An 11,314-nucleotide genomic window follows, 5' to 3' on the forward strand; every position below is an offset into this window, starting at 1 on the left:
GAGGTCATCGCGATGTATCCAGCTTGGCGATCTTGTTGATCATCGCTAGCCCGACCGCCATCAGCACACTCGCCAATTCCAGGATGTGGTGGCCCAACGGCTTTTCGAACAGCAACGAGATATAGGGGCGGTCGATCAGGTAAAGCAGGCCCACGATGGCGAACGGCACTGCCGAAATGATCTTGCTGGCGATCCGGCCCTCGGCGGTCAGCGCTTTGGTCTTCATGCGGATATCGCGCCGCGTGCGGATGATGTTGGCGAGATTTTCCAGCGTTTCGCCGAGATTGCCGCCGGTCTCGCGCTGCAGCAGCAGGCATACCGCAAAAAAGGAAAAATCGGCGATTTGCACCCGCTCCACCGCCTTGTCGAGCACATCCTTGAGTTCGGCGCCCAGCCGCAGGCTGTCGCCGAGAATGCGAAAGGTCGAGCGCACCGGTTCTTCGGTTTCGTCGCCGGCCGTGCTGATGGCCTGCACCGCCGGAATGCCGGCGCGCACCGCGCGGATGATCAGGTCCAGGGTATCGGGAAACACCGCCAGAAAACGATTGCGAAAACGCGCGATCAGGAAACGGTATGCCATGCGCACCGCCAGCAGGGGCACGCCAAGATAGAGTAATGGCCGGCTCCACCCCGGGGGCGAGCTCAACGCCACGACGATCACCGCCAGCACCAGCCCGGCGAAAGCGCTCAGGTAAATGAGGCGCATGCCGGCGGCGCCGCTGACGGTGTGCACGCGCTGCGCGTGACGCTGCAGCCAGGCCTTCAGCGCACCGCTTTCGGTGGGCCGCTCGAACAGTTCGACTTCGACGCCGGGCGTGGGCGCCGGCTTGTTGACGATGAGCGTCTGCCGCATGCCGCGCATGCGTTCCTGCACGCGGCGGCCGGGCCGGCGGCGCAGCATGTCGCGCAGCGCCGAGACGATCAGACCGATGATCACGATCGAGAAAAAGCCCGCGGCCGTGACGATATCGACAGGGGTCATGGGCGCATCGCCTCCAACAGCGCTTCCTCGAGACCATAGTATTGGGCGCGCGCGGCGAAGGCGGGCCGCAGCGCCGACGACTCGAAGGCCCCCTTGACGCCCTCCTGGTAGGCGCTGGCATCGTAGCGAAAGGCAAACAGATCCTGGGTGATGATCACGTCGCCCTCCATGCCGGTGACTTCGGTGATGCGCGTGACGCGCCGCATGCCGTCGCGCATGCGCTCGATCTGCAGGATCAGGTGGACCGCGCTGGCGATCTGGCGGCGGATCGACAGCAGCGGCAGATTGCCGTTGGCCATCATCACCATGCTCTCGAGCCGGGTGACGGCGTCGCGCGGCGTGTTGGCGTGGATCGTCGTCATCGACCCGTCGTGGCCGGTGTTCATCGCCTGCAGCACGTCGAAGGCCTCCGGGCCGCGCGTCTCGCCGAGGATAATGCGGTCAGGCCGCATCCGCAGCGCGTTGCGCACCAGATCGCGTTGCGAGACGCCGCCCAGCCCCTCGCTGTTTTCCGGACGCGTCTCCAGGCTGACCACATGCGGCTGTTGCAATTGGAGTTCGGCGGCGTCCTCGATGGTCACGATGCGCTCGTGTTCGTCGATATGGTGCGACAGTGCGTTGAGCAACGTCGTCTTGCCCGAGCCGGTGCCGCCGGAGATGACGATATTCAGGCGGCAGGCGCCGGCGATTTTCAGCAACTGCGTCATGGGCGCCGACAGGTTGCCCTGCTGCGCCATGCGCGTGAGCGTGATGTTGCGTTTGGAAAATTTACGAATCGAGATCGACGCGCCGCGAATCGCGATCGGCGGCAGCACGACGTTGACCCGGCTGCCGTCGGCCAGGCGAGCATCGACCATCGGGCTGCTTTCGTCGACGCGGCGGCCGACCGCCGCGGCGATGCGCTGCGCGACATTGATCACGTGCGCATTGTCGCGAAACTTCATCGGCGTGAGTTCGAGCCGGCCATGCCGCTCGGCATACACCTGGTCGGGGCCGTTGACCAGGATATCGGTCACCGACTCGTCGGCCAGCAACGGCTCGATCGGGCCGACCCCGAACATATCGTTGAGGATCTCGTCGATGATCAGCGTCTGCTCGCTCGGGGTGACATTCAACTGCTCGCGCAGTGCCGCCTCGGCGGCGATCGTCTCGATGCCGGCCCGAACCTCGTCGCGCGTTTTCATCAAGGCGGCCGACATATTCATCGAGGCGAACACGATGGTGCGGATCGCCTTGAATTTGTCGGAGCGAATCAGCGCTTCGTGGCCGCTGGGCGTCGGCACGGGGTTGGGCACCGGGGCGCCGGCGACTGTCGTTTTTGCGGCCGGCGCGGCCGCCGGCGAGCCGGCCAGCACCGCGGATGCCGGCGGGGTATTTTTCAGGCCGAACATTACGATGCCCTCCGCCGGCCGGCCAGCCGTTTGTACCACGGCGTTGCAGCTTCGCCTTGGGCGGACGTTTCGCTGCCCGTGAGGTTGTCGGCGATTTTCCCGATAGCGGCCAGGAACGCCTTGCCCTGGCGCTGCGAGATCGGTTCGCTGAGGTTTTCCGCGCGGGCCAGGGCTTTGGGCGCATAGGGCACGTCGCACACCGTGGCGCTGCCCAGCGCGCGTTTGAAATCGTTGCTCTGGACGCGATCCGGCACCGGCTCCTGGGGGTGATTGAGTAGCAGCGAGACAGTCGGCTCGCCCGCGCGATCCTCGATAAAGCGGCTCAGGCGCGCGCACTCGCGCGCCGCGTACACCGAACGCTCGGCGACGATATAAACGTGCTTGGAGGCGTCGAGTGCCTCCTCGACGATGCGCCCCGAGCGACCCGGCAGGTCGAGCAACACGTAATGGAAATGATGCTTGAGATAACTCAGCACTTCGCCGACCGCGCCCGGCCGCACCGGCATGTCGGTGCCGTAGTCGAGTTCGGCCGACAGTACGAACAGACGGTTGCCCTGATTCGTCAAGGCGCGCTCGAGCAGCGGCGCGTCGAGCGCTTGATTGCCGCGCAGCAGATCGGTCAGGCCGTTGTTGCTGGTCATGCCGAGCAGGGCGTTGGCAGCCCCGCCGTACAGATTCAGGTCGACATAAGCGATGCGGCGATGAGTGTGCTCGACCAGGTAGCGCGCCATCGACACCGCCAGGGTGGTCACGCCGACGCCGCCACGCACGCCGATGAAGCTGATCGCCTTTCCGGTGCGCATTCTGGCGCTGGGATCGCTGGCCGTGAGCGCGCGCTGCAGCAGCGGCACGGTCAGGGGTTTGACCAGATAGTCCTGTACGCCGATTTCCAGCAGGCTGCGGAACAGGCCGACATCGTTACGGTCGCCGACCACGATGACGTTGACCGACGGATCGCACGCTTCGGCCAGGCGCGCGAGATCCGACAGCGGCATCGCGGAGCCGGAGACGTCGACCATCAGCAGGCGGGGGGAGCGCTGCGCGGCCTGCAGCAGCTCGATGGTGTCGTCCAGCGAGCCGGTTTGCACGTGCGCGCTGGTCATTGCCTGGTCGACGACCAGACTGCGCACGGCGTCGGTGCTGCCTTTGTCGGCCATGACCGCGATGAAGTCGACCGACAGGACATCGGGTTTGCGTTTTGGGCGAAGGAAGTCGGCGGCGTTCATACGGGGGGCGGCTTTATCAATGTCCGGTGCCGCTCGAGGCGGCGGGTGAGGAAACGGTCGACGTCGCGTTCAACGGCATGACGCGGCCCTCCTGGTAGCGGCGCACCGCCGCGGCGGCCGTGTTCGCGTCGGTGCCGCCATAGGGCAGCGGGGCCACCAGGTCAGCCGGGCGCGCCAGCATGGCGGCAAGGTTGCTGTAGGTGGCGCAGCCGAAGGCCATGCCCGGGCGGCCCACGCCGGCATCGACCAGATGCGAGGGCTGTACCAGCTTGGCGCAATCGGGCGGCACCGCGTGCTGTCCGTCAAAGCCGATCACCGACACGTCGGGCATGCCCAGCGGCGGGTGCGTCGACATGCAGCCGAGCAGCGTGAGCGGCAGCAAGGCCACGGCAAGCAGTCGAAGCGACATGAGCTCAGTCTCCAGATAACGTCAATAAACAAAACCGGCGGCGCCGGCCAGGCGCGGGTTATCGCCGGCCAGCGGGTCGATGCCGACACTGCGCTGCAGCACATATTCGATGTCGCTGCTCGGGCGCGTGACATTGTCGATCGGCTGGCTCAAGCGGCCCGGGCCGGTCGGCCGCACGATGTAGGGCGTGACGATCACTACCACTTCGGACTTGTTGTTCTGGTAGTCCTTCGACGAGAACAGCTTGCCAAGCACCGGCAGCTTGCCCAGGCCGGGCAATTCCGAGAGGACGTCGCTGGTGTTGCTTTGCAGCAGTCCGCCGATGGCGAAGCTCTGTCCGCTCGAGAGCTCGACCGTGGTCTCGACCCGGCGCACCGTCAGCGCCGGAATTTTCAGCGTGCCGGTGGTAATGCTGTTGTTCGGGTCGATCTGGCTAACCTCCGGACGCACTTTCAGGCTGATGCGGTTATCGGCCAGCACGGTCGGCGTGAAATCGAGCGACACGCCGTAGGGCTTGAATTCAACCGTGATCGCGCCGCTCTTGTCCTGCGCGACGGGCACCGGGAACTCGCCGCCGGCCAGGAAGCTGGCGGTCTGGCCCGACATCGCGGTCAGGTTCGGCTCGGCCAGCATGGTCAGCAGGCCTTCCTGGTCGAGCGCGTCGAGAATGCCGTCGATACTCGTGTGGGCGGTGTGAAAGCCACCCAGGATCGAGAAAGCGCCCGAGGTCGACGCACCGGGAAATTGGGTGACGCCGGTCGCTCCGATGGCGCTGCCATTGAAAATACCGCCGATGAAGTTGCCGGTGCTGCCCAGCGCGCTCCAGTTGATGCCGAGCTGCTGCGTGACGTTGCGGTCCACTTCGGTAATGCGCACGCGCAGGTGAACCTGGATCGGCTGGGCCAGCGTGAGGCGATTGACCAGCGTCTCCTTGTTGCGCAGGAACGGCGTGAGCGACTGGACCACGGCGTCGGCATCGGCGGCGCTGGGCACCTGACCGGAGACTTCAAGCGAGCCCGGCGCGCCGCTCACGCGCACCTGCATTTTGGGAAAGCGCGCATCGAGCATGCGTTGCAGCGATTCGGTATCCGCACTGACCACGATGGTTTCGTGCAGGATCGTGCGGTTGTCGGCGCCCAGCGCATACAGCGTGGTGGTGCCGGCTTTCTTGCCGAGCACGAAGACGGTTTGCGGTGACGGGACGTGGACGTCGGCCACCGCCGGGTCGGCCACGAACACTGCCTTGGCCGGTGCCGGCAAGCGCAGCAGTTGGCCGCCGCCGGCCGCGATCGCGAGCGTCGGTGCGCCCTGGCCGGGCGATGTTGTCTCGGCTGGCGTGGCTGCCTGGCCAAGTGGCGACAGCGCCATGCCTGCCGCGATGGCCCACAGCCCTGCGCAGCGACGAATCGAACCTAACAAGCACGACATAGCAAATTTCCTGTCAATTCCAACGGACGGCAACGGTAGAGGTTCCATGCCGGCACCTGAGCGATCAATGTGGTAGTGGCAGCGGCATCGGCGCCGGGCCCGGCGCGGCCGCAATGGCCGCCGCGGTGTTGCCCGCGCCGCCTGTTGCGGGCGCATTGCCGGCGTCCGACGTGGTGGAGCCGCGATACACGATGACCTGCGCTGTGCGGGCCTGCCTGACGCTGCCGTGGCCGGCGGGCGCCTCTTCGCTGCCAAGCGCGCGAGAGACGTCGCCAGCCCAGACCGGCGGCGTCTGCGGCGGCGCCTGGGCGGGCAGCGGCTGGCGATCGCGCGTGGCGAAGCTGCGCAGCGCCAGGGACAGCGTGCCGAGGTGGGACGCCACGGCAACCACTTGCGCATTGCGCGGCGTGACCTCGAATGTCACGGTACGGGCGCTGGAATTCGGCTCGGCGGCATGGGAGACGGCTTCGGTGGCATCGGATTTCGGGCGCCGGAACGCCGAGCCAACCGCCAGCACGCGTACCCGATTGACCACGGTCTCGGCCTCGACGGCCCGCTGGGGCGGCGCACCTTTGCCATCGGGGCCGGCAAGTTGCTGGGTCAGCAGCACATCGACGTAGTCGCCGGGCTGGATCAGGCCGGCATTGCTGGAAACGTCGTTGACGGCAACCGAAATTGCCCGCATGCCAGGGCTCAGGGCGGCGGCCAGGAAACCCGGCGCGTCCGGCGTGATCACGTCGCCCAGGCCGAGCGGCTTGCCGGCCGGCGTGGCATTGCGCAGCACGGCGCCCTTGAGATCTTCGCCATGCGCCTGAGCCTCGATCAGCGCGCCGGGCGGCACGTCCCGATGGGGTATCTGCTTCCAGGCCAGATCGCTGTCGCGCAGCAACAGGCCCTGAGGCAGATCGGCGGCGGCCACGCGCACGCGATCCATCGCCGCCGGCTTGGGCGGTCCGGGGTGCGAGGCGGCGATATAGAGCGCGCGCAGCACGAAGGCGCCGGCGGCCGCGACGATCAACAATCCCGCAATTTTCAGAAAGCTCGACATAAGGGCAATCGCAGGAAGAAGGTTAAGCGGGTGACGCGTGGTGCAGCAGCGGCATCCACACGGCGGCGAGACCGCCGAGCGCGAGCGCGACGCCATAAGGCACGCCGCGCGCCGGAGCAAGCGGCAGCAGCAGGCTTGGCAAGCGCGCTTCGGAGACGCCATAGCAGGCGCGAATCGCCAGCAGCATCAGGCCAAGCATCAATCCCGACAGGGAAACGATCAACAGGACGGGGACCGCCAGCAGCGGGCCCGCCCACAGAAAGATGGCCGCCGCGAACTTGGCATCACCCCCGCCAAGCCAGCCGAAGCGGAAAAACAGCGCGCACAGCGCCAGGACAAAGGCGCCCATCGCGAGATGCCTTGGCAGGTCGGTGCGGCCAGCGTGCGACAGCAAGGCGAATACGATATACAGGCCGGCCACCGCGAGCACCGCGCCGTTGGGCAGGCGCCGCGCGCGCAGGTCGAACAGCGCCAGCGCAATGAGCGCCAGGCAAGCGACCAGTCGCACCAGGTAAAGCATGGCAACCACCTGAAGTCATGAGTGTCGGAAGGGGCGCCGTTGACAGCGCCCCGCCCGAAAAACGCGAGCGATCGGCTCGCTCGCCATCGTGCTTCACATCGCCGCGGTGATCTTCGTCATCAGCGTGGTGAACAGGCCCGGCAAACCGCCGGTGCCGCTGAGTACCGCGCCGGCGGCGACCACGGCCACCACCACGATGCCGGCGAGGACCGCGTATTCGAGTGCAGTGACACCGCGCTCGTCATGGGAGAGTGATTTGATGAATTGCAGCATGGAAACCTCCAATCGATCGACAAAGTAGGGCAATGAATCTCGCCTCGGTTTAGCATCGGCTGAATTAGGGTTATCTAACTCACCATAAACATCATCGGCAGCGCCACGCGTTTCTTTAATCGTTTCGCGAATGAATTTGACGAAACGCAAAGCGAGCGGCTCGATAGACCCCTGCCATGCCAAGGGGGTAAAAAACACCTACAAGAGACACCGATAAACACCTACAAAAAACGCTGCAAAGCGGTTTTCACAGGGGTTCATCAAGCCATTGCAGAATAGCGCTGCCGATCACTGCGCGATCGGTCGAAATGAAGTCAAAACAACGATCAATTTACGGCTTATGCGGGGCCCGTCGCGAGGAGGTTTGGGCGACGCCGTGCGCCGGCAGGCTAAAGGGTTTGCGCCTTGGCCGCGGCCGAGTATGATGCCAAGGGTAAACCTCAGGATCGTGCATGCCGCCGTGGCGGCGCGCACCCCGGCGCCGGGCGCCAATGCATGGGAGCAACAGATGGCAGGCAGCAAGATGAGTGATGTCGATCGATTGTCGGGCCCACCCGCCAAGCATTCGCGACCTCCATCACGATCCGCCTGCGAAAGATGCGCGAGCGCACAACGAGTTCGTCCGCATTAGGAGCCTCGCGTGCGCGCACTGTTCGGCCTGTTGCTGGGCTATGCGATTCTTGTCGCAGGCAATAGCCTGCTGACCACCCTTGTGTCATTGCAACTGCTGCACGGTCAATGGACCTCGCTGACGGTCGGGCTGGTGCAGTCGTGCTACTACGTCGGCTTTATTCTTGGCGCACCGCTCGCCGGGCGGCTCGTGACGCACGTCGGGCAGCACCGCGCGTTCGTTGCGTTCGGCGCGCTCGGCACGCTCAGCGCGCTGGGCTTCGCGCGATTCGACGACCCGGCGGCGTGGGCGCTGCTGCGCACGATCTCGGGCGTGAGCATGGTGTTTATCTTTACCTCGCTCGAGAGCAGCATCCATACAGCCGTTCGGAATAGCGAACGCGGCCGGGCCTTTGGCGCCTACCTGGTGGTCACTTATCTGGGGGTGAGCACCGGGCAGTTCCTGCTGGGTACGACACAGGCGGGCGGTGCACTGCAATGGCTGATGGTGGCCGCCCTGCTGGTGGGATCGGTGATTCCGGCGGCGCTGTTGGGAAGCTGGATCGTGCCGCAGGCCGAATTGCCGGCGGCGCCGGCGGTGAATACATCGAGCATTCCTGCCGGGCATGTGGGGGCGGGTCCGTTGCCGGCGCCGCTGCCTTCGGCACGCGCCCAGGCGCGCGCGCTCGACGGACTGCGCGAATTGTGGGACGCCGCGCCTCGCTGCGTGCCGGCCAGTGTCATCGCGGGCGTGCTCTCGAGCGCGTTCTACGCGATGACGCCGGTTTATCTGACGCGCATCGGCTATGGCAACGCGGCGATCGCACAGGCGATGGGGATCGCGTTGATCGGTGCCTTGCTGGCCCAGTGGCCGGTGGGGCGCTGGTCGGATTTCAGCGAGCGCCGGACCATTCTGTGCACGTTGGCATTGATGACCGCGCTTGCCAGCGCGGTGCTGGTGGTGGCGCGCTCGCATGTCGTGGTCGACACGACGCTGTTTGTTTATGTGGCGCTGATCTTCTCTCTGTATGGCGTGATCGTGTCGGACGTGAACGACCGGATCAACCCCGGCAAGCGAGTGGCCGTCAGCGCCGCCTTGCTGCTGACGTTCTCGCTCGGCGGCAGTGCCGGTCCGGCCATCGCCGCAGTCTGCATGCGCGTGCTTGGCACCGGTGGCCTGTACGTTTTTACGCTGGCGGTGACCGCCGGGCTGGCCTGGCTGATGCGCCCGCGCCGAACCCTGGCCGCGGCGGTGTAACGTTCTCGGAGCGCCTGCGCCGGCCGTCAACCGCGATAGCCCATCGCGCGCGAAATTTCCAGCGCGCGCGCCTGCACGTGCGGCGCGAATTCCTTCATATGTTTCGGGCTGAGCCGTTCGATCGGGCCGGAAATGCCAAGGGCGGCAATCGGCTGGTCGAGGCCGTTGAAGACTGTCGCGGCAACGCCGCCCACACCGTCACGCCATTCGCCGCGATTGATCGAATAGCCCAGGCGCACGACCTTGCGCAATTCGTCGTGCAGGACCGGCAGTGCGGTGATGGTCTGCGGCGTGTGCCGCACGAGCCGATCGGCATAGCGCTCGAGGTAGCCTTCCGGTTGGTAGGCGAGCAAGGCCTTGCCGGTGGCCACCGCATAGGCGGGGCCGCGTCCGCCGACCATCGAGTAGGCGCGGATCGGCTGCGCGCTGTCGATTTTTTCGACGTAGACCACGTCCAGTCCGTCGAGCACCGATAGATGGACCGTTTCACCGGTCAGTTCGGCCAGCGCGCGCATCGCGGGCAGTGCGACCTTGCGCACATCGAGCTGCGCGAGTTGCCGCGCGCCGAGCTCGAACAGGCGAATGGTGCCGCGATAGCCGCCGGACTGCTCGTCCTTGACCACGTAGCCGGCATGCATCAGCGTCTGCAGCGTACGGTGCGTGTTGCTGCGCGTGAGGCCGACGCGCGCGGCCAATTCGTCGATGGTCCTGGGCTGGTGCGCGACGTCGGTGACGGCTTCGAGCACCATGAGCCCCTTGAGCAGTGTCTTGTCCATGGGGAAGCGTCCTGAGGGTGCGGCAGTCTATCATGCGAGAGACCTTTTCCCAGTGCATGGCCCATGCGCGCCAAGCGCTATGGCGTCGCGGCGCCAGCCGTCCTGCGCATGCCCGGAGCATCCCCGCGCACCACGACCAGCGTGGCGATCAGCGCGAGCAGCGCGCCGGCGGCCAGCCAGGCGCCCGGCATGGCCTTGTTGCCGGTGGTGTGGATCAGCGCCGTGCAGATCGCCGGCGTGAAGCCGCCGAAAATCGCCTGGGCCAGACTGTAGGCCAGCGAGAAACCGGTGCCGCGCACATTGGCCGGGATGATCTCGGTGAGCGTGACCACCAGTGATGCCTGATATGTCGCGTACAGCACGGCAAATGCCACTTCCACCAGCAGCAGGTTGCCGAACGACGGAGCACCGATCAGCCAGCGCATCATCGGATACGCGGCCACGGCGATCGCCAGCGACGCGCCAATCAGCATGGGGCGGCGGCCGACCCGGTCGGAGACGATGGCCATGACCGGAATCATCGTGAACGTGGTCAGCGCCACGCAGATCGTGACCCAGAAGGTGTCGATCGGCTTGAGGCCGAGTTCGACGCGGCCGAAGGTGGGCGTGTAGGCGGTGATCAGGTAGAACATGATGCTGGTGAGGGTGACCAGCAGCATCGACCAGAAGATGATCTTCCAGTTGGCGCCGAGCGAGCGGAACAATTCGCCGGCGCTTTGCCGCTTTTGCGCCTTGAACACGTGCGATTCTTCCACCGAGCGGCGAATCCAGAACAGTACGGGAATGATCCCGCAGCCGAACAGAAACGGAATGCGCCAGCCCCAGGCCTGCATTTGCGCGTCGCTCAGCGAAAAGCGCAGCGCCACGCCCAGCACGGCCGCCAACAATACTGAAATCTGCTGGCTGGCCGACTGCCACGAAACAAAGAAGCCGCGCCGGCCCGGCGGCGCGATTTCCGACAGATAGACAGAAACACCGCCCGATTCGGCGCCTGCCGAAAAACCCTGCAGCAGGCGGCCGAAGATCACCAGCGCGGGCGCCGCGATGCCGATAGCGGCATAGCTGGGCGTGAGCGCGATCAACAGCACGCCTATTGACATCAGGCTCAGGGTGACGATCAGCCCGGCGCGCCGCCCGTGCGTGTCCATGTAGGAGCCAAGCACGATGGCGCCGAGCGGGCGCATCAGGAATCCCATGCCGAAGGTCGCCAGCGACAGCATCAGGGAGACGAACGGGTCGTGCGCGGGAAACATCGCCTTGGCGATCGCCGAAGCATAGAACCCGTACACCATGAAATCGTACATCTCAAGGAAATTCCCGCTGACCACACGGAATACGGCACCGGCGCTGGCTTGTCTGATTGGTTGCGTCTGCATCACAGTCGATATCTCCTG

At 65.7% G+C, this 11,314-nt stretch carries 11 protein-coding genes; 1 reads left to right on the forward strand and 10 read right to left on the reverse strand.

Annotated features, from left to right (window positions below; genetic code table 11):
- Positions 1-4: 4 nt before the first annotated feature.
- From EPN80_RS15690 to EPN80_RS15725, 8 genes are all read right to left on the reverse strand, one after another.
- Entirely contained in the window at positions 5-982 is a 978-nt protein-coding gene (locus tag EPN80_RS15690) for a type II secretion system F family protein (protein ID WP_293029243.1), read from the reverse strand.
- A complete protein-coding gene (locus EPN80_RS15695) occupies positions 979-2,373 on the reverse strand; it encodes a CpaF family protein (protein ID WP_293029246.1) in 1,395 nt (464 codons plus the stop codon). Before EPN80_RS15695 ends, EPN80_RS15690 begins: the two co-directional genes overlap by 4 nt.
- The gene (locus tag EPN80_RS15700; RefSeq protein WP_293029248.1) at positions 2,373-3,599 is read right to left on the reverse strand and encodes an AAA family ATPase; all 1,227 of its coding nucleotides are present in this window, start codon (positions 3,597-3,599) and stop codon (positions 2,373-2,375) included. Before EPN80_RS15700 ends, EPN80_RS15695 begins: the two co-directional genes overlap by 1 nt.
- Positions 3,600-3,615: 16 nt before the next feature.
- Positions 3,616-4,008 carry a CpaD family pilus assembly lipoprotein gene (locus EPN80_RS15705; RefSeq protein ID WP_293029251.1) on the reverse strand — a complete coding sequence of 131 codons (393 nt, stop codon included), beginning with the start codon at positions 4,006-4,008 and terminating at the stop codon, positions 3,616-3,618.
- 21 nt (positions 4,009-4,029) lie between these two features.
- On the reverse strand, positions 4,030-5,436 hold the full coding sequence (locus EPN80_RS15710; RefSeq protein ID WP_293029253.1) for a type II and III secretion system protein family protein: 1,407 nt from the start codon (positions 5,434-5,436) through the stop codon (positions 4,030-4,032).
- A 64-nt stretch (positions 5,437-5,500) separates the two neighbouring features.
- On the reverse strand, positions 5,501-6,484 hold the full coding sequence (cpaB, locus tag EPN80_RS15715; RefSeq protein ID WP_293029256.1) for a Flp pilus assembly protein CpaB: 984 nt from the start codon (positions 6,482-6,484) through the stop codon (positions 5,501-5,503).
- Positions 6,485-6,506: 22 nt separating this feature from the next.
- The gene (locus tag EPN80_RS15720; RefSeq protein ID WP_293029258.1) at positions 6,507-7,004 is read right to left on the reverse strand and encodes a prepilin peptidase; all 498 of its coding nucleotides are present in this window, start codon (positions 7,002-7,004) and stop codon (positions 6,507-6,509) included.
- 93 nt (positions 7,005-7,097) lie between these two features.
- Positions 7,098-7,277, reverse strand: coding sequence for a Flp family type IVb pilin (locus tag EPN80_RS15725; RefSeq protein ID WP_293029389.1), 180 nt, complete (start codon positions 7,275-7,277; stop codon positions 7,098-7,100).
- Positions 7,278-7,917: 640 nt separating this feature from the next.
- Here EPN80_RS15725 and EPN80_RS15730 point away from each other — a divergent pair.
- On the forward strand, positions 7,918-9,144 hold the full coding sequence (locus tag EPN80_RS15730) for an MFS transporter (protein WP_293029261.1): 1,227 nt from the start codon (positions 7,918-7,920) through the stop codon (positions 9,142-9,144).
- Between the two features lie 26 nt (positions 9,145-9,170).
- Here EPN80_RS15730 and EPN80_RS15735 read toward each other — a convergent pair whose 3' ends face one another.
- Both EPN80_RS15735 and tcuC read right to left on the reverse strand, forming a co-directional pair.
- Positions 9,171-9,920, reverse strand: coding sequence for an IclR family transcriptional regulator (locus EPN80_RS15735; protein WP_293029263.1), 750 nt, complete (start codon positions 9,918-9,920; stop codon positions 9,171-9,173).
- Between the two features lie 77 nt (positions 9,921-9,997).
- Positions 9,998-11,296 (reverse strand): tricarballylate/proton symporter TcuC, encoded by a 1,299-nt coding sequence (gene tcuC, locus EPN80_RS15740; protein ID WP_293029266.1) that lies wholly within the window; start codon positions 11,294-11,296, stop codon positions 9,998-10,000.
- Positions 11,297-11,314: the final 18 nt, after the last annotated feature.

The organism is Pandoraea sp., assembly GCF_004297875.1.
In the GTDB taxonomy this organism is placed as follows: Bacteria; Pseudomonadota; Gammaproteobacteria; order Burkholderiales; family Burkholderiaceae; genus Pandoraea.

Bases quoted from the DNA above. Each gene is read 5' to 3' on its own strand.
- EPN80_RS15720 (WP_293029258.1), bottom strand. From the start codon at position 7,004: ATGCTTTACCTGGTGCGACTGGTCGCTTGCCTGGCGCTCATTGCGCTG.
- EPN80_RS15700 (WP_293029248.1), bottom strand. From the start codon at position 3,599: ATGAACGCCGCCGACTTCCTTCGCCCAAAACGCAAACCCGATGTCCTG.
- EPN80_RS15695 (WP_293029246.1), bottom strand. From the start codon at position 2,373: ATGTTCGGCCTGAAAAATACCCCGCCGGCATCCGCGGTGCTGGCCGGC.
- tcuC (WP_293029266.1), bottom strand. From the start codon at position 11,296: ATGCAGACGCAACCAATCAGACAAGCCAGCGCCGGTGCCGTATTCCGT.
- cpaB (WP_293029256.1), bottom strand. From the start codon at position 6,484: ATGTCGAGCTTTCTGAAAATTGCGGGATTGTTGATCGTCGCGGCCGCC.
- EPN80_RS15690 (WP_293029243.1), bottom strand. From the start codon at position 982: ATGACCCCTGTCGATATCGTCACGGCCGCGGGCTTTTTCTCGATCGTG.
- EPN80_RS15705 (WP_293029251.1), bottom strand. From the start codon at position 4,008: ATGTCGCTTCGACTGCTTGCCGTGGCCTTGCTGCCGCTCACGCTGCTC.
- EPN80_RS15710 (WP_293029253.1), bottom strand. From the start codon at position 5,436: ATGTCGTGCTTGTTAGGTTCGATTCGTCGCTGCGCAGGGCTGTGGGCC.
- EPN80_RS15725 (WP_293029389.1), bottom strand. From the start codon at position 7,277: ATGCTGCAATTCATCAAATCACTCTCCCATGACGAGCGCGGTGTCACT.
- EPN80_RS15735 (WP_293029263.1), bottom strand. From the start codon at position 9,920: ATGGACAAGACACTGCTCAAGGGGCTCATGGTGCTCGAAGCCGTCACC.